Origin of the sequence: Pseudomonas danubii (genome assembly GCF_042980055.1) — a bacterium.
GTDB classification, from domain to species: Bacteria; Pseudomonadota; Gammaproteobacteria; order Pseudomonadales; family Pseudomonadaceae; genus Aquipseudomonas; species Aquipseudomonas danubii.
Genome location: NZ_CP116502.1, coordinates 4761405 through 4784040 on the forward strand (window position 1 = coordinate 4761405; position 22636 = coordinate 4784040).

Genomic DNA, 22636 nt, shown 5'->3' on the forward strand with positions numbered 1-22636 from the left:
CGGCATTTCCTGAGCGGAGTCATGCACCCTTGAAAACCTGGCACACGATCGTCGGTGTCCTGCTGATCACCACCTTCACCCTCCTGCTGGAGATTCCTTCCTCCACCTGGCTGACCTCCGCCACCCTGAGCATGATCCTGGGCAGCACGGCCTTGGCCTACATGGCCCTGTCCTGCTTGCTGGCCGCCCGCTGGGGTTTTGTCGAGCGCCTGTTCGGCGGCCTCGACCGGGTCTACGAGGTGCATAAATGGCTGGGCATCTGGGCCCTGGCGTTCGCCAGCTATCACCTGGTGTTCAAGGCCAACCTGGAAGAATGGAACAGCGTGCCGATCCTCGAACTGTCGAAGTACTGGACACGCCTGGTGCGCCAACTGAGCTACGTGGCCCTGGGCCTGATCGTGCTCCTGGCGCTGAACCGCAACATTCCCTACAGCCAGTGGCGCTGGTGGCACAAGCTGTCCGGACCGCTGTTTCTGATCGTCATCCTGCACGGGCTGAGCTTCAAGTCGCCCATCACCCTGGACTCGCCCTCGGGTATCTGGCTCGGCGCGCTGTGCATCCTCGGGGTGCTCGGGGCCCTGTACAAGCTGCTGCTCTACCCTTTCTTGGCCAAGGTCGGCGAATACCAGGTGAGCGCGGTCAAGGTGGAGAAGAACTCCCTGCACCTGGAACTGACGCCCCTGGGTCGGGGCTTTCCGTTCAAGGCCGGACAGTTCGCCTTTTTGTCGATGCAGGAAAAGGGCCTGCGCGAGCCGCACCCCTTCACCATCGCCAGCGCCCAGAGCGAAGACGGGCGTATCGAATTCGTGATCCGCGCCCTCGGCGACTACACCCAACGCCTGCGCAAGCAGGTGCAACCCGGCATGCGCGCTGTCCTCTACGCGCCTTATGGTCGCTTCAAGCGGCCTCTGGAGGCGGCTCGGGAAATCTGGATCGGCGGCGGCGTTGGCATCTCGCCGTTCATTTCCTGGCTGCAGGACTCGGCCGCCGGGCAGTTCGACAAGGCGACCCTGGTGTACTGCTACAACCCGTCCCGGGCCTTTCCCAGCGTCGACACCCTGCAAGGCATGGCCCAGGCCCGTGGCGTGGACTTCGTCGCCAACAGCGGCGGCACCGAGTCCCTGGCCCAGACCCTCAAACGCACGGCCACGGAAACCGACCCGCAGCAGATCCAGATCAGCTTCTGCGGACCCAAGGGCCTGCTGGCCCAGGTGCGGGAGTTGATGAACGAGTACCGGATTCCCGAAGGCAACCTGCACTACGAGTTCTTCGAGTTCCGCTGATCAGTCACGGGCCTGACACGGGTGGCGCGGCTCATGCAACGCCACCCTCACCACCAGGGCCGCCAGCAGGGTGATGACCATCAACACCTGCAACAGCAGGCTGAATGCCTGGGAGTAGATGTGCAGCAACCCTTCCCGGGACAACGTCGGCAAGGACCCGGCACTGGCCGCCAGATCGCCACCGGCCAACTGCCGCGCGGCCAGCAGCGACTCCCCCGGCGGCGCCTGGCTTGCAAGGCCGTGCTGCAACAGCCCCGCCAGCAGCGCCACCACCAAGGCCAGGGCAATGCCCTCACCCGCCACCCGGGTGGTACTGAAGATGCCACTGGCCATGCCGGCCCGCTCCTTGGGCACCACGCTCACCGACAGCCCATCCATCAAGCCCCAGGGCAATCCGCTGCCCAGGCCGATCACCAGCAATGGCCAGACCCGCTCGACCGCGGCCTGCCCCGGCTCGATCCGACTGAGCCAAAACAGCCCGCCGGCAGCCACCAGCAAACCGAGGCTCGACAGGTTGCCGGCGCTGAACCAGCGGTTGAGCCAGCCCGCGGCAAAGGGCACCACCAACATCGGCGCCGACAGGGCCATCATCAGGATTCCGGCGTCGATCTCGCTGAAGCCTTCGACGCCGATAAAGCGGATCGGCAGCAGGATCAGCAGCACCACGTAGCAGTAGCAGGTGGCGATGGGCAGCACTTGCACCCCGACAAAGCGCGGGTAGCGAAACAGCGACAGGTCAAGCATCGGCCGCGAGGCCCGGCGCTCCACAACAATGAACAGCCCCAGCGCCAGCAGCGCTCCCGCCAGCAACAACAGGACCCAGGGGCTGTCCCAACCACTTTGGGGCGCCAACAGAATGCCCCAGGTGAGCAGCACCAGGGCCAGGGTGAAACTCAAGGTGCCGGGCCAGTCCACGCCCCGGGCATCGGGGTCCCGGGACTCCTCCATGCGCGGCACGCCAAAGCCCAGGGCCAGACCGCCGATCAGCGCTCCGGAGACAAAGATCCCGCGCCAGCCGCTGTGCTCGATCAGGACCCCGGCAAGGATCGGCCCAAAGGCCAGACCGACGCCGAAGGTGGTGCCCAGCAGGCTGAAGGCACGGGTTCGCGCAGGCCCTTCGAAGGCCTGGGCCAGGGCGGCCGAGCCACCGGCCAGGGCAGCGGCGCCTGCCAGCCCCTGGACCCCGCGCAACAGGTTGAGCCACAGCAGCGACGGCACGAACACCAGGGCCAGGGAGCTCAGGCCGAACAGCGCCACCCCGAGACTGAACAAACGCTTGCGACCGTACTCGTCGGCCAGGGTGCCGGCCGCCATCAGCACACTGCCAAAGGTCAGCATGAAGGCATTGGTGGTCCAGCTCAGGGCCAGCGGGCTGCCCCCCAGTTCGCGGCCAATGGCCGGCGTCGCCACCGCCACGCCGACAAAGGTCAGGGGCAACATCAAGGCCGCCAGACAGACCGCGGCCAGTACGCCATAGGAAGCCCGCTCGCGGGCACGGGCCGGCTGCCCCAGGGACAATTCGAGTTCAGGATTCACACACACCTCTCAGCCCTGGCAACCCGGGCGATTTGCAGAAAAATCCATGATAGGTGTGCCGCAATAGGCGAAAAACCAGGCATTCTTCCGCTCTTTACGGACAAAAACGCTGCAATCGAGGTGAGCGATGGACAACCTTAACGGCCTGCAGGTGTTTGTCTGCGTGGTCCGCAGCGGCAGCCTGGTGGGGGCCGGCGAGCGTCTTGGACTGTCCGCCTCAGCGGTGGGCAAGGCCCTGGCGCGCCTGGAACAACGACTCGGTGTGCGTTTGCTCAATCGCAGCACCCGGCGCCTGAGCCTGACGGACGAAGGCGCGCTGTTCTACGAGCGCGGCCAGCGTATCGTCGACGAGGTGCTGGAGGCCGAGGCCGAGCTGGCGCGGATCAGCGACAAGCCCCGGGGCCGGCTGCGGGTCAGCCTGCCCGCCATCGGCTATCGCATGCTGCTGCCGATCCTGCCGGAATTCGCCGCGCGCTATCCGGACATCGAGCTGGACCTGGACTTCAACGACCGGCTGATCGACGTGATCGCCGAAGGCGTCGACGCGGTGATCCGCAGCGGCGAGCTGCCAGACTCCCAACTCAAGTCCAGGAGCCTCGGTCCCTTCGGCTTCGTGCTGATCGGCGCCCCCGGCTACTTTGCCCAGCGCGGCATCCCGCACACCCCCCAGGACCTGGAGCGGCACGCCTGCCTGCGCTACAAGTTCCCCGGCGGCAGCGTGCTGCAGCCATGGAATCTGCGCCTGCCCGACGGCGCGCCACCGCTGGTACTGGGCAGCGCCCTGACCAGCAACAACCTGGAGTCATTGATCCACGCCGCAAGCCAGGGCCTGGGCATCGCCTACGTGCCCGAATTCGTGGTTTGCGGCGCCCTGGCCGACGGCAGCCTGATCTCGGTGCTGGACGACTATCAGCAAGAGCGCGGCAAGTTCTCCATTCTCTGGCCCAGCAGCCGGCACTTGCTGCCAAAATTGCGGGTCTTCGTCGACTTTCTCAGCCAGCGACTGAGGCTAGGCAACGCCCACAAGGAGTCCCGCTCGTGATCGACCCTGTTCCCACCCTGCACACCGAACGCCTGCTGCTGCGCCCCCTGGAACTGGCGGACGCCGAGGCCATCCAGCAGCTTTTTCCGCAGTGGGAAGTGGTGCGCTACCTCAATGCCGTGGTGCCCTGGCCCTACCCGGCCGACGGCGCCCTGAGCTACCTGCGGGACATGGCCCTGCCGGCCATGGCCCGGGGCACAGAATGGCACTGGACGATCCGTTTGCGCAGCGAGCCTGAGCTAATGATCGGCAGCATCAGCCTGATGGACGAAGCCGACAACAACCGCGGCTTCTGGCTGGCCCCGCCCTGGCAAGGCCAGGGCTACATGAGCGAAGCCTGCACCGTGGTCGACGAGTTCTGGTTCGACGTGCTGCAACAACCAATGATGCGGGTGCCCAAGGCTGCGCCGAACCGGGGCTCGCGGCGCATCTCCGAGCGTGGCGGCATGCGCCTGGTGCGCTCCGAGAGCGGCGACTTTGTCGGCGGGCATTTCCCCCTGGACATCTGGGAAATCACCCGCGAGCAGTGGTGCCGCCGACGCTGAGCAACACCGGCGACTCAGATAAAACGCACCCCGGATCGGGGGCGCTGGTCCACGCTCAGTTCAAACACATCCGGACGCGCATAGTGGCCGACCACGTCGTAGTCATAGCGGGCCTTCACCAGGTCAGCCGTGTCGATCTCGGCGCTGATCAGCCCGGCGCTGCCCACCAGCGGCCCGGCCAATACATCGCCCATGGGCCCCACGATGACGCTGCCACCGGCAATTAGCGGGCGCTCTGCCGGCCAATTGGCAATCTTCAGCCCCAGCTCCTGGGGCGAGGCCTGGACCTGACAGGCGCTGACCACGAAACAACGACCTTCATGGGCGATGTGACGCATGCTCACCTGCCACATCTCGCGCTCGTCCACCGTGGGCGCGCACCAGACTTCGATGCCCTGGGCGTACATCGCGGTGCGCAGCAACGGCATCATGTTTTCCCAGCAGATCACCGCGCCGACCCGGCCCACCTGGGTGTCCAGCACCGGCAGGGTCGAGCCGTCGCCCTGGCCCCAGATCAGGCGCTCGGTGCCGGTGGGCATCAACTTGCGATGCTTGGCCACCAGCCCCTGCTGCGGATCGAAAAACAGCGCCGTGCAATACAGGGTGCTGCCACTGCGCTCGATCACCCCCAGCACCAGATGGGCTCCGGTACGGGCCGACAGCCCGGCCAGCGCCTCGGTCTCCGCACCCGGCACATCGATGGCATTGGCAAAGTAACGGGCAAAGGCTTCGCGCCCCTCCGGCAGGCGGTAACCCAGTTGGGTGCCGAAGCCTTCGCCCTTGGGATAGCCCCCCAGCAGCGCTTCGGGCATCACCACCAACTGCGCACCCGCTTCGATGATGGCGCCCTCATAGGAGAGGATCTGCTCCAGGGTGGCGGCCTTGCCTTCTGGCAAGGCACCGATTTGCAGCGCGGCGACGATGGACTTGGGCATGACATGACTCCTCGAACGATCAGGTGTTGCGCATTGTCCTGCCGCCGCTGATCATCGATAAACCCCAACCCAGTGCTTAATGATATGAACCAGATGAATATCGCCAGCGTCGACCTCAACCTGCTCAAGGCCTTCGAAGCCCTGCATGACGAGTCCAGCGCCAGCCGCGCAGCCCTGCGCCTGGGAGTGACCCAATCGGCCATGAGTGCAGCCTTGCGCCGCTTGCGCGAGTTGTATGGCGATCAATTGTTCGTTCGCACCGGCCGCGGCCTGGCGCCGACCCTCAAGGCCAATCAATTGAAGCCGGTGGTCACTGAGGCCCTGAACAAATGTCGCCAGAGCCTGGCCATGGTTGCCCCGGACAGCGCCGATTATCAGGGACGCTCGGTGACGGTCGGCCTGTCGGATGATTTCGAGATTGCCTACGGTCGGCGCCTGATCGAAGCCGTGGCCCGCCGTGCGCCCAAGTTGCGGCTGATCTTCCGCCAGACCCACAGCCAGATCGTCGCCGAGGCGCTGTTGCAGCGCAGCGTCGACCTGGCGATCAGTGCCGGTGGCTTTGCCGAGCGCCTGCTCAGTCGGCAGGTGCTGGGGGAAGGCGACTACCTGTGTTTGGCGGACCCGGCCAGCCTGGAACCCGGGCAACGACAGATCGACCTTGAGGAGTTCGTTCGGCGCGAACACCTGCTGGTGTCGTCACAAGGGTTTATCGGCATCACCGATGAAGGATTGGCGAATCTGGGGCTCAGTCGCCAGGTCTGCGCCTCGACCACGCATTTTGCCGCGCTGCCCTTTCTGCTCAAGGGCAGCCAGGCGGTGGCGACCATTCCTGCCCATGCCGCGCGGCGCATCGCCGAGTTCACCGGCCTGCAGCTGCTGCCCTGCCCCCTGGCGCTGCCGCGCTATCCGATCGAACTGGGCTGGCGCACCAGCCCGCAGATCGACCCGCTGCTGGTGAAGGTACGTGAAGCGATTGTCGAGTGTTTCGCGGTTACTTGTTCGCCGCCATCAGCCGATTGACTTCACTGCGCACCATGTTGGAGTACTCCGGCGGCGACATGCCGTCCAGTTCCGCGCGCACCCACTCGGCCCACTTGCCCTTGCGCTTGCCGCGCTCGCCGAACAACCGTGCCGCCTCGCCCTTGGCCTTGCCCAGGTTGCTCTGCCACAAGTCGAACAGACGGGACTTCTCGTCCTCGATGGCGGCGCGTTCGGCCAGGGTCTTGTTAGCCAGATTGAAACTCATGGGAAATTCCTGCTGCGTAAAATAGGCGCCATCTTACACTGTAGGGGCTGACGGTTTTACTCAAGGGTGGCGAGCAAGGTGCAAAATGGCTGCAACTTTTGCCCCAGCGCCGGACTCCATTGCTTGTACCCGATGACTGCAGCCGCTGCCGCAGGCTGCTAGCGACTTGGGCAATACGCCTGATACCGCAGGCGTGCCCTTGCACCACCGACCACATTTCCAAGGAAAAACTTCATGGCTCGCAAATCTGCCGCGCAAGCGGAAAACGATCAAATCAAGGACCAGGCCTTCAGCGAACTGCAGGCGCTGATCGAAGAATCGGAAAAGCTGCTCAAGGGCAGCGCTAGCCTGGTAGGTGAAGAAGGTGAAAGCTTGCGCCAGCAAGTGAGCCTCAAACTCAAGCAGGCGCTGGACTCGGTGAACAACGTGCGCGAGCGCAGCAAGCCGGTGGTGGACGCCACCGAGCAATACATCGGTGGCCACCCGTGGCAGACCGTGGCCATCTCCGCCGGCGTTGGCCTGGTGGTCGGCCTGCTGCTGGGCCGGCGCTCGTAACCGCCCCGCTCGCTCCAGGGCCAGGTGCGCCAGTGGCGGCCTGGCCTTTTTTCGTTTCAGGCCTGCGCCAGCGCCCGCAGCTGCTGCAGTTGCTCCACGCCAATCGCGATTCCCTTTTGCAGCGAACGTTCGCACTGCTGATGCCGACGATCCCCCGGTAGGCGCTTGAGTCCCACCGCGTGCATCTGCCGCACCAATTCCTGGCTGCGCTCGGCGAAGCTCTGTCCGGCGGCCTTGCTCGGATCGATGACGATCAGCAACTGCCCGGTCCAGGGCGTCTTGGCCCCAGGATGGTTGGACCAGTCGAACTCGAAGGAGAAGTGACCTCCGGTCAGGGCCGCGGCCAGCAACTCCACCATCATCGACAGGGCCGAACCTTTGTGGCCGCCAAACGGCAGCAAGGCGCCACCTTCGAGAATCGCCTTGGGGTCCTGGGTCGGCTGCCCCAGGCTGTCGACGCCGATGCCAAGGGGCAAGCGCTCGCCCTTGCGCGCGGCGATCTGCACATCGCCGTGGGCGATGGCACTGGTGGCCAGGTCGAAGACAATCGGCTGGCCCTGGGCCTGGGGCGCAGCGAAGGCAATCGGATTGGTACCGAACAACGGCCGGTCGGCGCCGTGAGGCACGACACAGGTCATGCTGTTGACCACGCTCAGGGCCACCAGCCCCTCTTCGGCAAAGGGCTCGACATCAGGCCAGAGTGCGGCGAAATGGTGCGAGTTACGGATCGCCAGCACCGCGATCCCGGCGTTGCGGGCCTTGCTGACCAGCAGCTCGCGAGCGGCCGCCAGGGCCGGTTGGGCAAAGCCGTTGCCAGCGTCGACCCGGACAAAGGCCGCCGCAACGTCTTCCACCACAGGCACCGCCCGACCATCGACCCAGCCACTGGCCAGGGTCGAGACATAGCCGGGGATACGAAACACACCATGACTCTGGGCACCGTCGCGCTCAGCGGCGGCGCAGTTCTCGGCCAGGCAACGGGCCACTTCGGCGCGGCAGCCATGACGCAGGAAAATCGTCTCCAGCAACTGCACCAGGGCCGGCAGAGAGAGGTATTCGCAAGGCGTTTCAACAACCAGGGACGATGCAGACATCTGAAGCTCCAGAGTAATTATTGGAGGGGGCGACAGCGTGTGACCCGGCGATTAGACAACGCTGACTGTTGGCCCTGTCAACCCGATCCCATGGCTCGCAAGGAAGGTGCCAGAGTTGCAGGCCAACAGACACGGCCGCAAGGCGTGCCCATTTGTAGACACTTTCGATACACAGCGGGTTTTCAGGGCGTGGCCGATGAAAATAAGTTCACTTTGATGCGCATTAGCCATGACGGCTGTTCTACAAGCCTTGCGCCGGAGGGTAGAATGCGGGAAATCAGGAAGAGTCAATGAGCGAACAGATCCTCTCAGAAGCCGAATACGACGCCATTACCCAAGCTGCCGCGCAATGGTGCATGCGTTTGCATGAAGCCGACTGCAGCGATGCGGAGCGTCTGGCCTTTCAGCAATGGCATGATGCCGACCCCCTGCACGCTTTCGAATACGAGGCGATGCGGGAGATATGGGAAGTGGCCGATCAACTGCCGCCCTCCACTCTGGCGCCGGCTCCGGTCAAGCCTGCCCCCCGGCGCACCTGGCAGCACTACGGTGCGGCCGCGGCCGTCGCCCTGTGCGCCCTGCCCCTGGCCGCCTACAGCGGTTGGGAACTGGGCTGGCTGCCATCGTCCTACGAACATTTCGAAGCCGGCGACAGCCTGCGCAACGTGACCCTGGCCGACGGCAGCCAGGTGGAACTGAACCTGGGCAGCAGCCTGACCTACAGCAACTACAAGGATCAGCGCCGGGTCACCCTGAAGAAGGGCGAGGCGTTCTTCAAGGTCAGCCACGACAGCAGCCATCCGTTCGTGGTCAAGGCCGCCCAAGGCCAGATCAAGGTCACCGGCACCCAGTTCAACGTGTGGATGTATGAGGATCAGGTACGGGTCACCCTGCTTCAGGGCTCGGTGCTGGTCACCAGCAATACCGCGCTGCCCGGCGAAGGTTTCCGCCTGGAACCGGGCATGCAGGCCCACTACAAGGATGGCGACTACGCGCCGCAGATCAGCCAGACCTACAGCAACGACAGTTCCCTGGCCTGGCGCAACGGCAAACTGGTGCTGGACAACCTGGCCCTCAGCGATGCCCTGCCACTGATCAATCGCTACCTGGACACCCCGGTGCAGCTGGCTGACAGCTCGACCGGCAAGATCCGCGTGGGCGGCATCTACAACACCCGGGAAATCAGGAGCCTCCTGACTTCGTTGCCCAAGGTGCTGCCGGTCTACCTGACGCGCAATCGCGACGGCAACCCGGTGATCAATTCGTTGCCCCAGTCCCCGCCAAAAAGCTGAAGGCCGCCCCGTTACGGGGGCGGCCTCGATTCCTGTCAACCTCTGACACCCACTACCTGGCCAATGGCTGCGAATCCTGGCGCGGCTCCTGGATCAGTTGCGACTGATACTGGCCATCGGCGCGGATCTGCGCCTCGGTAAAGGGCAGCACACTCCACTGATTCCGGGCAAAGGCCTCGGTCTGGTCGCGAAAGTGCGGCGACGCCGGATCGCTGGACAGGGAAAACGCCAGCAGGCCCAGGGCCCGCGGCCCCTGCTCATCGAAACTGACCACATTCAGGTAGCTGGTGCCGCTCACCACCTCGCGCTTGCCGTCGGCACCCGGCACGCTCTGGATAGCGTTGTACACCCCCAGGCTTTCCGGGCCGCCAGGCACCGGGGTCGGCCGCCCGCCCTGGCTCACCTGCTGGATATCGCCCCAGCGCACATCGGCGCCCAGCCCGGCCTGCGTCACTTGCTGCGCCGAAGCCAGCATCGCCTCGCGCAGGGCCTGGGCCACTGCTGGACGGCTGATGGCCAGGCCCCGTGGCGTGTGCTGCGGGTCCTTGGGGTCGAAGGCGACACGCCAGATATCCGGACGCTGCAACAGCGGCTGCATGATGCCCTGGAAATGCACGAAGCCCAGGCCCGTCTGCAACCCGGCGCTGCGATCCCAGGACTTGAGGCTGGCGCACAGCGCGGCCAGTCGCTGGGCGTCGGGGCCCAGGTCCTGCGCGCAGAATTGCAGCAGGTCCGGCATCACCTGACCGGCCAGGTACACCTGATCATCGGTGACCATATGCTGCAGATCGCTGACCTGGGCCTTGGGCATCCGGCTCAAGCGATCCAGGGCGAAACGCGCACGCATCTTCAGCGGCACGTCCTGCTGGCTGATCACCGGCGAAAAGCCCTGCAGCGGCGCCGCCGGATTGACCATCCAGGCCGAGTCATTGGAGTGCTGCAGGTAATCGTTGCGCGCCAGTTGCGGCAATTGGCCAGCGGCGAAGATCCCCGGCTGGGCCGCCGCCGGGTCGATGTCCCAGGCGCAGGTACTGCGGGAACCATCAAGGACGATGACCTGGGTGCCGCCCCGTGGATCGCTGCATTGGGCGAGCTTGGCCTGGGTGACGTTGGGCACCACCGACTGGTTCATGTACAGCGCACGGCCCTGGTCATCTACCGCCAGGGTGTTGACCCAGGGAATGCCCTGCAGCTGATGCACGCTGTCTTGCAGGCCCGTCACGCTGTCGGCCTGGTTCATCGCGTACCACTGGGCCAGCACCCGGGTGTTGTCGAGGTTGGCATCACGCAGGCTGTAGGCATGTTCGCGGTCCCAGTCCAGCTCCCCCGGCCACTGCACCACCGGGCCGAAGACCGAGCTGTAGAGGGTCCGCGACTCGCTATGCAACTGACCATCCGCGCCTTTGACCTGCACCGTCACGGTTTGGCGCTCCAGGGGTTGCGAGCGGCCGTCCAGCAGATAGCGGGTCGGGTCCTTGGGGTCCAATTGCAGGCGGTACAGGGTGAAATGCTTGGATGCATCCACCGTGTGGGTCCAGGCCAGGTGCTGGTTGAAACCTATATTGATCAGCGGCAGGCCGGGCAAGGCGGCCCCCATCACATCCAGCTGGCCGGGAATGGTCAGGTGCATCTGATAGAAACGCATGGCGCCGATCCAGGGGAAATGCGGGTTGGCCAGCAGCAGGCCGCGACCGTTGAACGAACGCTCGCTGCCGATGGCCACCGCATTGCTGCCACGGTCCAGGGCGAAACCTTGCTGGCGGGCTGCCGCCAGTTGCCAGTGCCCCTCGCTCAGTGCCGCCTGGGCCGTGACGCCCGGTGGCGTGGCTCCCGCCAGGGCCTCGGCGAACTGCCCGGCGCCGCCTTCCACCAGCAGGCGCCGGGTCAGCTTCACCAGGTCCGAGGTGGCCAGCGGCCGTACCCAGTCGCCCTGGCACTGCTCAGGCAGCCCCTGGCCCCGGCGCTCCGCCAACTGGCGGTTGTAGCCCTCGACATAACCCTGCATGCGCTCACGCACCGCCGGCGGCTGCGCCTGCCAAAAGCCGGCCACCGCCTGGGGCGTGTTCAGCCAACTGAAAAACACGTCGCTGCTCAGGTTGTCCCGTTGCTCCAGAGTCTGACCTTCGGCACCGAAGTACCGGGCCCGTTGGGCGTTCACCGTCAGCACTTCATTGGCCATCAGGCACAGATTGTCCTGGGCGTAGGCGTAACCGATGCCATAACCCAGGCCGCGCTCGTCGCTGGCACGGATATGCGGGACACCAAAGCTGGTGCGGCGAATCTCGGCGCGGGTCGGTTCGGGCTGCGCCTGTGCATGGGCACCGCAACTGAGACTTAGAAACAGGGCTGCAAGGCAAAAATGCGGTAACTGCCTGGAAATGATCACGCCGACTCCTGATGCAAAAATACAGAACCAGGACTGGTGTGCAGGAAGGGTTGGGCAACGCCGCCAGTCTGGGAATCCGGCCGCGCACGGATCAACCGACGCCTGCCTGCCCCTATGGACGAATGGCCGCCGAAAAAATTACCCCCCGGAGGTCAACACCGACCTGGCGCTGACAGGTCAGCGACTTGATACCGACAATTTTTCTACATCCCGGGCTTCATGATTTGCCGTGCTCGTTCGTCTAGTTACTAGAGCACCCATCATTCTTTTCCTGATAAGGCTCTGCTAAGGAGTTTTTGCATGTACAACCCGCAACTGCCAATGGACGGCATCACCGTGAACAACACGCCTTCCCTGAATGCCGGCGCCGGTGTCTTCGGCAAGAACGCCGAGCGCAACAGTAACGAACGGATCAAGCAGCTGCTGAAAAGCTTTGGCCTGCGCACCAGCCTGATTCGCCTGAAAGTCATCGACGCCCTGCTCACCGCCGCCCAGAGCGAGCGCTCCCTGGGTGTGCGGGGGGTCCACAGTCAACTGCTGGAACTGGATATTCCACTGTCGTTCTTAAGCGTGCGGGAAGTCTTGAAGCGCCTGTGCAGCGAGGGCGTGCTGACCCTCAACGCCGACAAGAGCTACAGCCTGCATCAGCAGGCTGCGGCAGTGCTCGACGGTCTCTCCTGAGACGGTCGAGCCACGGCTCAGGGCTTGACCTTGCGGCGCATCACGCCATTGATCACCACCACGACCACCGCCACGCCAATGGCGATGTACTGGAACAGTTTTTCACTGATGACGCCGTGGTTCTGCAGGTAGGAAAGGCCAAGCATGATCCCCAGTACCACCAGGGAAATCAGGATCGAGTATTTCAAGCGTTGTGACTGGGTCATTGCGGGGTCCTGAAGCTGAAAATGTATCCGCCGTGTATCAAGAACGATGCCAAGCACCTACCCGGATTCGGGGATGCGCCGGGGAAATCGGGGTCACATGGTACAGGCGCGAAAGAGATTTTTCTCCTTCATCGTCCTGTCGAGCTCCCTGTGCCCTTTGAGGATTGAGAAATGTTCCGTCGAATCACACTGCTGATTCCCCTGCTGGCGATCCTGACCCTGTCAGGCTGCATCATCATGCCCCGCGATGGCGGGCATCACCGTTACTACGACGGCGGCCCGGGCTACTACCACCGCTGAGTCATTCGGCCAGTCCATCGGCCCCGCTGAATCTGCCACTCCCCCAACCAACGCCCGCCCCGCTGCGGGCGTTCTGCTCTTTGTGACAAACCTTCAGGGTCGCGAGGTGCCATTGCCAGGGCGGGCGAACAACTCCAGCAGCCAGTCGACGAAGACCCGCACCCGGGTGGACAGATGACGCTGAGGCGGATACATCGCGGTCAGCGGCAGCGACGGCACCGGAAAATCCTCCAGGACCTCGCGCAAGACCCCGGCCCGCAACTGTCGGGCAACGTTGTAATACGGCGTCTGCACCAGTCCGTAACCGGCTTCGCAGGCCGCCAGGTAGCCGTCGGCGCTGTTGACCGCCACCTGCTTGGGCAACTCCATCGGGCGCAACTGGCCATCGATGTAGAACTCCAGGCCATAACGCTTGCCGCTGACACTGGAGAAATACTCCACCATCCGATGCCCTTGCAGGTCGGCCAGCGACTGGGGCGTTCCCTGTTGCTGCAGGTAGCCCGGGCTGGCGCACGTCACTTGCTGCAACTGCACCAGCGGCCGGGCCACCAGGCTGTCATCCAGGGTCGGGCCGCCCCGCAAGGCGCAATCCACGCCCTCACGGATCAGGTCCACGGGGCGGTCATTGAGGCCGATCTCCAGTTCGATCAGCGGGTAGCGGGCGGAAAACTCCGGTAACGCGGGAATCACGATCAGCCGACCGATGCCCACCGGCATATCGATGCGCAAGAGCCCCCGGGGGTTGTGCCGGGTCACCGAAAATGCCGCTTCGGCCTCCTCCAGGTCCGCCAGCAGGCGCACGCAGCGCTGGTAATAGGCGGCGCCGTCCAGGGTCGGGCTCACCTGACGGGTGGTGCGGTGCAGAAGCTGCACGCCCAGGTGAGCTTCCAGTTGCTTGATCAGGATGGTGACCGAGGCCGCCGGCATGTGCAGATCCTCGGCGGCCCTGGCAAAGCCGCCCAGCTCGACAATTCGGGTGAAGACACGCATGGCGTTGAAACGGTCCATGAAACAGGCTCACGATTATTTAGATAATGATAATAGTGATAGCGCTTTTAGCCTGTTTATACAGCTTTTGTCGAGTAGCACACTGAGCGCTCTTTCCCCCTCATCGGAGTATTGAGCGATGCACACTCGACAACTGGGCCATCAGGGTCCGCAGGTTTCTGCCATTGGCCTGGGCTGCATGGGCATGAGCGATTTCTACACCACCGGCAACGACCCCAAGGAGGCCATTGCCACCCTGCACCGCGCCCTGGAACTGGGGATCAACCTGCTGGACACCGCCGATATGTACGGCCCCCACAGCAACGAGGAACTGATCGGCCAGGCGATTCGCGGCAAGCGCCAGCAAGTGTTCCTGGCCAGCAAGTTCGGCATCGTCCGCGATCCGGGCGATGCGCAGGCCCGCGGCGTCAACGGCCGTCCCGAATACGTGCGCGCATCCATCGACGGCAGCCTGCGGCGCCTGGGCGTGGAAACCCTGGACCTGTATTACCTGCATCGGGTCGACCCGGACGTGGCCATCGAAGAAACCGTCGGCGCCATGGCGGAGCTGGTCCAGGCCGGCAAGGTGCGCTATTTGGGCTTGAGCGAAGCCTCGGCCAGCACGCTTGAGCGCGCTCATCAGGTGCATCCCATCAGCGCCCTGCAAAGTGAATACTCGCTGTGGAGCCGGGATCAGGAAGACAACGGCTGCCTGGCCGCCTGCCAGCGCCTGGGGATCGCCTTTGTCCCCTACAGTCCGCTGGGTCGCGGCTTTCTGACCGGCGCCCTGAAAAGTCCTGATGACTTTGCCGCCGACGATTTCCGGCGTTCCAACCCGCGTTTCCAAGGCGAGAATTTCCAGCGCAACCTGCAACTGGTGAAGCAGGTGCAGCAACTGGCGGCGGACAAACAGGTCAGCGCCGGGCAACTGGCCCTGGCCTGGGTGCTGGCACAGGGCGACTACCTGATCCCGATTCCCGGAACCAAGCAACGGCGCTATCTGGAGGAAAACGTGGCAGCGCTGCAGATCCGCCTGAGTGCCGCGGAGCTGGCTTCGCTGGAGGGCATTTTCAGCCCGCAGGCCACCGCAGGTCCCCGGTACACCGAGGAGGTGATGGCGCTGCTGAATCGCTGACGCAAGGAACGCGGCGCGGGCTCGGCAAGAGCGCGCGCCGCGGCTGGATCAGGCTTTGGCGGAGACGTTCTTGTCGGTCACCGTAGTGCCGTTGCCCTTGCCATAGTTCTGCAGGCTCTGCAGAACGTAGATGGCCTTCTTGTACTCGGGAACCAGGTAGTTGGCGTACTTGTTGCCCTTGATGTTGTTGTTCTGGATGTCATCGAGCTTCATCGCGAAGTATTCCAGGGCATTGAACGGCTCATCCGGGTTCTTCGGAATGCCGAAACGGTCGAACTTGTCGCCGGCGTTGATCAGGTTCAACGCGGTGATGTCGGAAATCAGGCCGTTGTTCTTGAGGAAGGTACTCATGCCACCCAGGGACTTGGTGGTCACGTTGGTCGGGTCGAAACCCTTGATCTGCTTGTGAAGCTTCAACTGGTCCATCTTGCGGATATCCAGCACGGTGGGGTTGCTTCCCACCAGGCTCAACATCTGCCGTACCTTGGCACTTTGCGAGACCGGCTTGGAGGAACCGCTGCCACCGCCGTCCTGCACCAACAGACCCGCCTTGCTGGTCCAGCCTCCAACGTATCCGATTGCCATGCTGACACTCCTGTAGTCCGGCTTGCCAATCCTCCTGTTCAGCCTGGCTCAGAGAGGACCGGAAAAGTCTTACCTGGCGTCTGAAACTGGGTGCAAGCCGTGTTGAATCATCTGAATGGGCGCAAGTATCAACGCCAGGACGACCTCCCAACAACGCTTTATTTCCACAAATTACAATTTCTGTACAAACTCGACACAATTAGCCAGAAGGCCCGATTTAAGCGGCGCCGGCTGTTTGCAGCACCCGCAAACCCTGATCTTTTCCTGCTTGCAATCGAACCGTTCAGCGGCTGTCTGACCCTCCTCTGTGTCACCTGCGACACTTTTTCAACGACATCGAAGTTTTTTGGACGATCGTACTAAAGAGCAGAAAAACCGCGCCGACATCCTGAGGATGCCCCGACAAGGCTCCCCCCTCTCCAAATAATAAAAAACGCTCGGTAAGGACAGGTCCCATGCCCGCTTTGCGCACGATTCAAGCCCGCTACACGCTCTTTCTGGTCCTGTTCATTGTCCTGATGCTGGTACTCACAGTCGTGGGCATCAGCCAAATGGTGGCGCCCAAGCTGCGCCACACCGAGGAACAGGTGGTCCTCAATCGCATCGCCGAAGTGGCGCAGCGCATTCAGGGCGAGTTGCACAAGGTCCAGGCCCAGCAACGCAGCATCACCCAGACCGTGCCCCTGCTCGACAGCGACAGCATCGACAAGGTCCTGCCCGGCCTGGTGGACCAGTACGGCGAGCAGAAGGTCTTCGGCGGCGGGATCTGGCCCCTGCCCGGCCAGCGCACCCCGGGGCGCAACAAGCACAGCACCTTCTGGCACCGTGATGCGTCGGGCCAGCTGGTGGTCAACACCTTCTGGAACAGCGACCCGGCCCCCAACTACTACGACCAGTCCTGGTACAAAGGCGGCCTGCAGAGCGCTCCCGGCCAGTGCGCCTGGGCCGCGGCCTACAAGGACGACGCCAGCGCCGAGCCACGCACCAACTGCGCCATGGCCATCCGCCGCGACGGCCAACCCTGGGGCGTGGCCACCATCGACGTCACCCTGGGTTTCTTCAACGACCTGGTGGCCCGCCAGGAGAAAGAGCTCGACGCCCAGATGCTGATCGTCGAGGCCGACGGCAAGGTCATCAGCAACAGCTCGCGGATCAATGGCCCGATCGTGCTGAAGAACATCCGGGAACTGGCCGCCGGCTCGCCCTTCGCGGCCCAGGTGCAGAGCGCCCTGGAACGTCGCGACAACAGCGCCCAACGTATCGAGTTCGATAACGCCGGGGTGCCCAGCACCTTCTTCATGCGCGCCATCGAAGGCACCCCGTGGTTCCTCGCCAGCGCCCTGCCCACCCACCTGATCACCGCCCAGCGCGACGATGTGCTGAGCACCCTGAGCCTGTTGCAGATCCCCATGGTGATCCTGCTGGTGCTGCTGCAGGTCTATGCGATCCGCCAACTGGTGCAGCGGATGAAGATCCTCAAGGGCAATATCGATGCCCTGGCCACCGGTGACGCCGACCTAACCCGGCGCATCGTGATCCGCGCCGAGGACGAACTGGGGGCCATCGGGCACTCGGTCAACCACTTCATCCAGTACCTGCAGAACATGATCGGCGAAGTCACCCAGGCCACCGAAGCCATGGCCGGCAGCCTGGCGCAGTTGCAGCAGACCTCGGCCCACAGCCAGCAGATCCTGATGCGCCACGCCTCGGAAACCGACCAGACCGTGACCGCCATCACCGAAATGAGCAGCACGGCCGACAGCGTCGCGGCCAACGCCGCCCAGACCGCGGACTTCACCCGGCGCGCCAACGAGCATGCCGAACACTCGCGGGTGGTGGTGGGCGAAGCCTCCGGCAGCGTCATTGCGCTGATCGACGAAGTGGCCGATGCCACCCACAAGGTCGAGGCCATGCAAGCCGACGCCCAGCGCATCACCGAGATCCTCGGGGTGATCGGCGCCATTGCCGGGCAGACCAACCTGCTGGCCCTCAACGCCGCCATCGAGGCGGCCCGGGCTGGGGAGCAGGGACGCGGCTTTGCCGTGGTCGCCGATGAGGTCCGGGCCCTGGCCGCGCGGACCCAGGACAGCACCTCGCAAATCAACGAAATGCTCAGCCGCCTGACCCAGGGCGTGAGCTCCTCGGTCAGCGCCATGGAAAACACCCAGGCCAGTTGCCAGTCCGCGGCGGATGCCACGGCCCGGGTCAACAGCGGCCTGGATGAAATGGCCGACTCGGTGAACCAGATCAACAGCCTGAGCACCCAGATCGCCACCGCCGCCGAACAGCAGAGCGCGGTGACCGAGGAGATCAACCGCAGCATGGTCAGCATCCGACACATGGTCGAGGAGCTGGTGGAGAGTGCCCGAGCCGGTGAAAGCAATACCCAGAGCCTGCTGCAGGCCAATGCCCAGGTCAGCCACCTGATGAGCCGCTTCAAAGTCCGCTGAACGGTCTGCCGCCGCCGCTGGCACCCCCAGGCGGCGGGACTATATTGGAGGCTCCGGTCACAAGGAAGTGGGGTGCATCATGGGTCAGCGCCAATCACATCTGCTGCAAGAGCGGCTCAGCCACGAGCTGTATATCCAGGCCGATATCGACACTGTCTATTACTACGTGACCCAGCCGGACCGCTGGCCGGAGTGGCAGCCCTCCTGCCTGCGGGCCGACACCGGCTTTTGTGGCTCGCTGCCGGCGGGTCACCGCTTCAGCGAAGTCATGAATCTCCTCGGAGTACAGATCCCCATGAGCTATCGCGTGCTGAACGCGGTATTTCCCAAGGAGTTCAAGGCCGTCTTCAGCTCCGCGGCGCTGGACGGCACTGTCCATTACCAACTGAACAAGCAGAGCGACGGCACGCTGTTGCGGCACACGCTGGACTACTGCACCGACCTGCAACTGAGCGGCCTGCGGGCGCGCATGGAACAGCTGTCGACCCAGGCCCTGGGCAATCTCAAGCAACGTCTGGAGCATCCGGGCGACTGACAAATCTGTAATGCCCGCCTCAGTTTCCTGACAGCCAGCGCTGATTAGAGTCCCCTCCAATCCGCTGACCGACTGGAAGCCTGCCATGCCGTTCCCCCCATCAAGACACAGCCCGTCCCGACGCACCTTCGTCAAGGCCCTGGCGGCCGGAGGCGTTTTCGCCGGTCTGGGGCTGTGGCGCAATCCGGTCTGGGCCATCAGCAGTCCGGGTCAGCCCGAGGTCGCGGCAGGCACCGATTTCGACCTGTCCATTGGCCAGTTGCCGGTGAACTTCAGCGGCCAGCCGCGCCAGGCCATGACGGTCAACGGCAGCCTGCCCGGCCCCCTGCTGCGCTGGCGCGAGGGCGACCGGGTCACCCTGCGGGTGCGCAACCGGCTGCACCAGATGACGTCGATCCACTGGCACGGGATCATCCTGCCCGCCGACATGGACGGCGTACCCGGCCTGAGCTTCGAAGGCATCGAGCCCGGCGGTCTGTACCGCTATTCATTCCCGGTCAAGCAGCATGGCACCTACTGGTACCACAGCCATTCCGGGCTCCAGGAACAACTGGGGGTGTACGGGGCACTGGTGATCGACGCCCGGGAGCCGGAGCCCTTCACGTACGACCGCGACTACGTGGTGCTGCTGTCGGACTGGAGCGACGAGGCGCCGGAACAGATCCTGCGCACCCTGAAAAAGCAGTCCGACTACTACAACCGGCACAAACGCACCCTCGCTGACTTCATCGAAGACGTCGGCCGCGACGGCTGGGCCGCCACTGTGGCCGAGCGCACAATGTGGGCGCAGATGAACATGACCCCCACCGACCTTGCCGACGTCAGCGGCGCCACCTACACCTACCTGCTCAATGGCCAGGCACCGGACAACCACTGGACCGGACTGTTCCGCCCCGGCGAACGCCTGCGCCTGCGGCTGATCAATGCCTCGGCCATGACCTACTTCGACCTGCGCATTCCCGGCGTGAAAATGACCGTGGTGGCCGCCGATGGCCAGCACGTGGAGCCGGTATCGGTGGATGAGCTGCGGATCGCCGTGGCAGAAACCTTCGACGTGCTGGTGCAGCCCAGCGCCGGTGCCCATAGTCTGTTCGCTCAGGCCATGGACCGCAGCGGCTACGCGCTGGGCTCCCTGAGCAGCGTCCCCGGCCTCAAGGCCCGTGCGCCGGCCCTGGACCCCAGGCCGCTGCTGCCCCTGGAGGACATGGGTATGGCCTCGATGCCCGGCATGGACCACGCGGAGATGCCGGGCATGCGGCACGAATCGATGGCCATGCCCGGCATGGACCACGGCGCGATGAGCAGCCAGATCCCCCATCCAGCCTCGGAAACCGCCAACCCGCTGGTGGACATGCAAGCCATGAATCCCCAGCCACGCCTGGACGACCCTGGCCTCGGCCTGCGCCACAACGGCCGTCGAGTGCTGACCTACGCCGATCTGAAAAGCACCTTCGCCGACCCCGACGGCCGCGAACCAAGCCGTACCCTGACCCTGCACCTGACCGGCCATATGGAAAAGTTCGCCTGGTCTTTCGACGGCATCGCCTTTGCCGAGGCCGAGCCCCTGCGCCTGGAGTATGGCGAGCGGGTGCGGATTGAACTGGTGAACGACAGCATGATGAGCCACCCCATCCACCTGCATGGCATGTGGAGCGACCTTGAGGACGAACACGGCCGTTTCCAGGTGCGCAAGCACACCATCGACATGCCGCCGGGCACCCGCCGCTGCTACCGGGTCACGGCCGATGCCCTGGGGCGCTGGGCCTACCACTGCCATCTGCTGTACCACATGGAGAGCGGCATGTTCCGCGAAGTCCGGGTCGAAGAACGGGAGGTGCCCCATGCCGATTGAGACGCCCCTGCTGCCACTGCTGCCGGGCGGGCTGAGCGGTCTCGGCCTGGGCATCGTCCTGCTGGCCTGGCCCGGTACCCCGGCCCATGGTCAGTCCATGCCCGGCATGGACCACGACACCCGGGCACCACAACAGATGCCCGGACACGACATGCGCGGCATGGATCACTCAGCGATGCCGGGCCTGCAAGTCGCAGCCCCCTTGCAAAGCCGTACACCGATTGCGCCGTTGACCGATGCCGATCGCCGGGCGGTCTACCCAAGCGCGGCCGGTCACGTCCTCCACGGCAAGTCGCTGAACAGTTTTTTCCTGGTGGAGCGGCTCGAATGGCAGGACGCCGAGCGCGGCACGAGCCTGGGCTGGGAGGTCAATGGCTGGATAGGTGGCGACCGTGACCGGCTGTGGCTGCGCAGCGAGGGTGAACGCACCCGGGGCGTCACTGAGCATGCCGAGCTGCAAGCCCTCTGGGGCCACGCCATCAGCCCCTGGTGGGATCTGGTCAGCGGCCTGCGTCAGGACTTCAAGCCCGGCACGGCCCAGACCTGGGCAGCCCTGGGCCTGCAAGGCATGGCGCTGTACAACGTCGAAAGCCAGGTCACCGCCTATCTTGGAGAAGGCGGCCAGAGCGCCTTGCGGGTCGAGGCCGACTACGACCTGCTGCTGACCCAGCGCCTGATCCTGCAGCCGTCGGCGCAACTCAACCTGTACGGCCGCAACGATCCGCAACGGGGCCAAGGCGCCGGCCTGGCCGAAAGCGAAATCGGCCTGCGGCTGCGCTATGAACTGCGCCGGGAATTCGCACCTTATATAGGTGTGACCTGGAACCGCAGCCATGGGCGGACCGCCGACTACGCCCGCAACGACGGCGAACCGGACAACGGCGCTCGCCTGGTGCTGGGGCTGCGAATGTGGTTCTAGAACCCTTGCTCCGCGCCCGGGGCTTGGTATCAACTTGAAACAAAAGCCGCCGGCAGCTGGCAAAAAAAGCCGCAAAATGCACCACCCCCAGCGTGTCCCCACAAGGGCCGGCCCTGCCAGCGCCCCTTATTCAACAGCGACAACGAGACTTTCGATGAAAACTTCACTGCGTCTGGCGGCCCTGTCCGCCCTGCTGATCGGCTCCCTGGCTCAGGCGGGCGAACTGATCCCCATCGACGTGCACCGCGACGCCAACTGCGGCTGCTGCAAAAAGTGGATCGAGCACCTGCAGGACAACGGCTTTGCCGTCACCGACCACGTGGAAAGCAACATGAGCGCGGTCAAACAGCGCTTGGGCGTGGCCCCGCGCCTGGGCTCCTGTCACACCGCGGTGATCGACGGCAAGTTCGTCGAAGGCCACGTGCCTGCTGAACAGGTCCTGGCCTTGCGCAAGCGCGACGACCTGCTGGGCATCGCCGCCCCGGGCATGCCCATGGGCTCCCCCGGCATGGAAATGGACGGCATGGGCGCCGACGCCTTCCAAGTCATCGGCCTGACCCGTGACGGCCAGGATGTCGTGGTAGCGGACTACCCGGCCCGTTGATCGCCAGCGCCTACCTCGGCCTGTTTCTCGCCGCCTTCGCCGCCGCCACCCTGCTGCCCCTGCAGTCGGAAGCGCTGCTGGTGGGCCTGCTGCACAACAGCCAACTGACGGTACTCGGGCTCTGGCTGGTGGCAACCCTGGGCAACGTCCTGGGCTCCCTGGTCAACTGGTGGCTGGGGCAGCGCCTTGACACCTACAAGGAGCGTCGCTGGTTTCCCGTTAGTCCGAAGCACCTGGAGCGGGCCCGGGTGCACTACCAGCGTTACGGCCACTGGACGCTGCTGCTGAGCTGGATGCCGGTGATCGGCGATCCGCTGACCCTGGTGGCAGGCGTCATGGGCGAACCCCTCAAGCGTTTCCTGCTGATCGTCAGCCTGGCCAAGGGCGCCCGCTACGCCGTGCTGGTGTGGCTGACCCTGGGCTGGCTCGGCTGAGCCGCTCCGCGCTCAACCGGACCTTGGGTCGCAA

Annotated in this window: 22 protein-coding genes and 2 pseudogenes; 16 read left to right on the forward strand and 8 right to left on the reverse strand. The window is 64.5% G+C overall.

Annotated elements, in window-relative coordinates:
• Positions 1-29 precede the first annotated feature (29 nt).
• Complete coding sequence (locus PFZ56_RS21490) at positions 30-1283, forward strand: ferric reductase-like transmembrane domain-containing protein (RefSeq protein ID WP_170002786.1); 1254 nt, start codon at positions 30-32, stop codon at positions 1281-1283.
• On the opposite strand, the gene PFZ56_RS21495 is transcribed toward PFZ56_RS21490, so the two are convergent.
• The gene (locus tag PFZ56_RS21495) at positions 1284-2819 is read right to left on the reverse strand and encodes an MFS transporter (RefSeq protein WP_170002784.1); all 1536 of its coding nucleotides are present in this window, start codon (positions 2817-2819) and stop codon (positions 1284-1286) included. It lies immediately after the preceding gene.
• Between the two features lie 127 nt (positions 2820-2946).
• On the opposite strand from PFZ56_RS21495, the gene PFZ56_RS21500 reads away from it, so the two are divergent.
• Both PFZ56_RS21500 and PFZ56_RS21505 read left to right on the forward strand, forming a co-directional pair.
• Positions 2947-3861 carry a LysR family transcriptional regulator gene (locus PFZ56_RS21500; RefSeq protein ID WP_110653217.1) on the forward strand — a complete coding sequence of 305 codons (915 nt, stop codon included), beginning with the start codon at positions 2947-2949 and terminating at the stop codon, positions 3859-3861.
• Positions 3861-4406 (forward strand): GNAT family N-acetyltransferase, encoded by a 546-nt coding sequence (locus PFZ56_RS21505; protein ID WP_170002844.1) that lies wholly within the window; start codon positions 3861-3863, stop codon positions 4404-4406. The genes PFZ56_RS21500 and PFZ56_RS21505 overlap by 1 nt, the downstream gene beginning before the upstream one ends.
• Before the next feature lie 14 nt (positions 4407-4420).
• On the opposite strand, the gene PFZ56_RS21510 is transcribed toward PFZ56_RS21505, so the two are convergent.
• Positions 4421-5341, reverse strand: a complete 921-nt coding sequence (locus PFZ56_RS21510; protein ID WP_170002782.1) for a carbon-nitrogen hydrolase family protein — start codon at positions 5339-5341, stop codon at positions 4421-4423.
• Positions 5342-5425: 84 nt separating this feature from the next.
• Here PFZ56_RS21510 and PFZ56_RS21515 point away from each other — a divergent pair, with 84 nt between their 5' ends.
• The gene (locus PFZ56_RS21515; RefSeq protein ID WP_170002780.1) at positions 5426-6361 is read left to right on the forward strand and encodes a LysR family transcriptional regulator; all 936 of its coding nucleotides are present in this window, start codon (positions 5426-5428) and stop codon (positions 6359-6361) included.
• On the opposite strand, the gene PFZ56_RS21520 is transcribed toward PFZ56_RS21515, so the two are convergent.
• Positions 6333-6587: a hypothetical protein gene (locus PFZ56_RS21520; RefSeq protein WP_011061196.1), complete on the reverse strand. Its 255-nt coding sequence runs from the start codon at positions 6585-6587 to the stop codon at positions 6333-6335. The two genes, PFZ56_RS21515 and PFZ56_RS21520, sit on opposite strands and share 29 nt — an antisense overlap.
• Before the next feature lie 234 nt (positions 6588-6821).
• Between PFZ56_RS21520 and PFZ56_RS21525 the strand changes: the two genes are divergently transcribed.
• Complete coding sequence (locus PFZ56_RS21525) at positions 6822-7142, forward strand: YqjD family protein (RefSeq protein WP_102863467.1); 321 nt, start codon at positions 6822-6824, stop codon at positions 7140-7142.
• A 56-nt stretch (positions 7143-7198) separates the two neighbouring features.
• On the opposite strand, the gene PFZ56_RS21530 is transcribed toward PFZ56_RS21525, so the two are convergent.
• Positions 7199-8236, reverse strand: coding sequence for an Ldh family oxidoreductase (locus tag PFZ56_RS21530; RefSeq protein ID WP_170002778.1), 1038 nt, complete (start codon positions 8234-8236; stop codon positions 7199-7201).
• A gap of 290 nt (positions 8237-8526) precedes the next feature.
• On the opposite strand from PFZ56_RS21530, the gene PFZ56_RS21535 reads away from it, so the two are divergent.
• Positions 8527-9528, forward strand: a complete 1002-nt coding sequence (locus PFZ56_RS21535) for a FecR family protein (RefSeq protein WP_102863465.1) — start codon at positions 8527-8529, stop codon at positions 9526-9528.
• A 52-nt stretch (positions 9529-9580) separates the two neighbouring features.
• Here PFZ56_RS21535 and PFZ56_RS21540 read toward each other — a convergent pair whose 3' ends face one another.
• Positions 9581-11914, reverse strand: a complete 2334-nt coding sequence (locus tag PFZ56_RS21540) for an acylase (protein WP_170002776.1) — start codon at positions 11912-11914, stop codon at positions 9581-9583.
• A gap of 300 nt (positions 11915-12214) precedes the next feature.
• Between PFZ56_RS21540 and PFZ56_RS21545 the strand changes: the two genes are divergently transcribed.
• Positions 12215-12595 carry a fe2+ zn2+ uptake regulation protein gene (locus tag PFZ56_RS21545; RefSeq protein WP_102863463.1) on the forward strand — a complete coding sequence of 127 codons (381 nt, stop codon included), beginning with the start codon at positions 12215-12217 and terminating at the stop codon, positions 12593-12595.
• A gap of 17 nt (positions 12596-12612) precedes the next feature.
• Here PFZ56_RS21545 and PFZ56_RS21550 read toward each other — a convergent pair whose 3' ends face one another.
• Positions 12613-12801 (reverse strand): hypothetical protein, encoded by a 189-nt coding sequence (locus PFZ56_RS21550; protein WP_042941707.1) that lies wholly within the window; start codon positions 12799-12801, stop codon positions 12613-12615.
• 171 nt (positions 12802-12972) lie between these two features.
• Here PFZ56_RS21550 and PFZ56_RS21555 point away from each other — a divergent pair, with 171 nt between their 5' ends.
• On the forward strand, positions 12973-13101 hold the full coding sequence (locus PFZ56_RS21555; RefSeq protein WP_256596732.1) for a hypothetical protein: 129 nt from the start codon (positions 12973-12975) through the stop codon (positions 13099-13101).
• A gap of 93 nt (positions 13102-13194) precedes the next feature.
• Here PFZ56_RS21555 and PFZ56_RS21560 read toward each other — a convergent pair whose 3' ends face one another.
• Positions 13195-14109: a LysR family transcriptional regulator gene (locus tag PFZ56_RS21560; RefSeq protein ID WP_102863462.1), complete on the reverse strand. Its 915-nt coding sequence runs from the start codon at positions 14107-14109 to the stop codon at positions 13195-13197.
• Positions 14110-14227: 118 nt separating this feature from the next.
• On the opposite strand from PFZ56_RS21560, the gene PFZ56_RS21565 reads away from it, so the two are divergent.
• The gene (locus PFZ56_RS21565) at positions 14228-15223 is read left to right on the forward strand and encodes an aldo/keto reductase (protein WP_110596913.1); all 996 of its coding nucleotides are present in this window, start codon (positions 14228-14230) and stop codon (positions 15221-15223) included.
• Between the two features lie 48 nt (positions 15224-15271).
• On the opposite strand, the gene PFZ56_RS21570 is transcribed toward PFZ56_RS21565, so the two are convergent.
• On the reverse strand, positions 15272-15808 hold the full coding sequence (locus PFZ56_RS21570) for a hypothetical protein (RefSeq protein ID WP_102863460.1): 537 nt from the start codon (positions 15806-15808) through the stop codon (positions 15272-15274).
• Between the two features lie 551 nt (positions 15809-16359).
• Between PFZ56_RS21570 and PFZ56_RS21575 the strand changes: the two are divergent.
• The 7 genes and pseudogenes from PFZ56_RS21575 to PFZ56_RS21605 form a co-directional block, all read left to right on the forward strand.
• Positions 16360-17349: pseudogene (locus tag PFZ56_RS21575) on the forward strand (cache domain-containing protein); the annotation flags it as partial.
• A 387-nt stretch (positions 17350-17736) separates the two neighbouring features.
• Positions 17737-18258, forward strand: a pseudogene (locus tag PFZ56_RS21580) (methyl-accepting chemotaxis protein); the annotation flags it as partial.
• 79 nt (positions 18259-18337) lie between these two features.
• The gene (locus PFZ56_RS21585; protein ID WP_102879210.1) at positions 18338-18793 is read left to right on the forward strand and encodes an SRPBCC family protein; all 456 of its coding nucleotides are present in this window, start codon (positions 18338-18340) and stop codon (positions 18791-18793) included.
• An 85-nt stretch (positions 18794-18878) separates the two neighbouring features.
• Positions 18879-20645 carry a copper resistance system multicopper oxidase gene (locus PFZ56_RS21590; RefSeq protein ID WP_170002772.1) on the forward strand — a complete coding sequence of 589 codons (1767 nt, stop codon included), beginning with the start codon at positions 18879-18881 and terminating at the stop codon, positions 20643-20645.
• On the forward strand, positions 20635-21564 hold the full coding sequence (locus tag PFZ56_RS21595) for a copper resistance protein B (RefSeq protein ID WP_170002770.1): 930 nt from the start codon (positions 20635-20637) through the stop codon (positions 21562-21564). Before PFZ56_RS21590 ends, PFZ56_RS21595 begins: the two co-directional genes overlap by 11 nt.
• A gap of 154 nt (positions 21565-21718) precedes the next feature.
• Complete coding sequence (locus tag PFZ56_RS21600) at positions 21719-22168, forward strand: DUF411 domain-containing protein (RefSeq protein ID WP_102879207.1); 450 nt, start codon at positions 21719-21721, stop codon at positions 22166-22168.
• Complete coding sequence (locus PFZ56_RS21605) at positions 22165-22602, forward strand: YqaA family protein (RefSeq protein WP_102863454.1); 438 nt, start codon at positions 22165-22167, stop codon at positions 22600-22602. The genes PFZ56_RS21600 and PFZ56_RS21605 overlap by 4 nt, the downstream gene beginning before the upstream one ends.
• Positions 22603-22636: the final 34 nt, after the last annotated feature.

Coding starts and splice junctions, on each gene's coding strand:
- PFZ56_RS21500 (WP_110653217.1), top strand. CDS start 2,947: ATGGACAACCTTAACGGCCTGCAGGTGTTTGTCTGCGTGGTCCGCAGC.
- PFZ56_RS21510 (WP_170002782.1), bottom strand. CDS start 5,341: ATGCCCAAGTCCATCGTCGCCGCGCTGCAAATCGGTGCCTTGCCAGAA.
- PFZ56_RS21515 (WP_170002780.1), top strand. CDS start 5,426: ATGAACCAGATGAATATCGCCAGCGTCGACCTCAACCTGCTCAAGGCC.
- PFZ56_RS21520 (WP_011061196.1), bottom strand. CDS start 6,587: ATGAGTTTCAATCTGGCTAACAAGACCCTGGCCGAACGCGCCGCCATC.
- PFZ56_RS21525 (WP_102863467.1), top strand. CDS start 6,822: ATGGCTCGCAAATCTGCCGCGCAAGCGGAAAACGATCAAATCAAGGAC.
- PFZ56_RS21530 (WP_170002778.1), bottom strand. CDS start 8,236: ATGTCTGCATCGTCCCTGGTTGTTGAAACGCCTTGCGAATACCTCTCT.
- PFZ56_RS21535 (WP_102863465.1), top strand. CDS start 8,527: ATGAGCGAACAGATCCTCTCAGAAGCCGAATACGACGCCATTACCCAA.
- PFZ56_RS21545 (WP_102863463.1), top strand. CDS start 12,215: ATGTACAACCCGCAACTGCCAATGGACGGCATCACCGTGAACAACACG.
- PFZ56_RS21550 (WP_042941707.1), bottom strand. CDS start 12,801: ATGACCCAGTCACAACGCTTGAAATACTCGATCCTGATTTCCCTGGTG.
- PFZ56_RS21555 (WP_256596732.1), top strand. CDS start 12,973: ATGTTCCGTCGAATCACACTGCTGATTCCCCTGCTGGCGATCCTGACC.
- PFZ56_RS21560 (WP_102863462.1), bottom strand. CDS start 14,109: ATGGACCGTTTCAACGCCATGCGTGTCTTCACCCGAATTGTCGAGCTG.
- PFZ56_RS21565 (WP_110596913.1), top strand. CDS start 14,228: ATGCACACTCGACAACTGGGCCATCAGGGTCCGCAGGTTTCTGCCATT.
- PFZ56_RS21570 (WP_102863460.1), bottom strand. CDS start 15,808: ATGGCAATCGGATACGTTGGAGGCTGGACCAGCAAGGCGGGTCTGTTG.
- PFZ56_RS21585 (WP_102879210.1), top strand. CDS start 18,338: ATGGGTCAGCGCCAATCACATCTGCTGCAAGAGCGGCTCAGCCACGAG.
- PFZ56_RS21590 (WP_170002772.1), top strand. CDS start 18,879: ATGCCGTTCCCCCCATCAAGACACAGCCCGTCCCGACGCACCTTCGTC.
- PFZ56_RS21595 (WP_170002770.1), top strand. CDS start 20,635: ATGCCGATTGAGACGCCCCTGCTGCCACTGCTGCCGGGCGGGCTGAGC.
- PFZ56_RS21600 (WP_102879207.1), top strand. CDS start 21,719: ATGAAAACTTCACTGCGTCTGGCGGCCCTGTCCGCCCTGCTGATCGGC.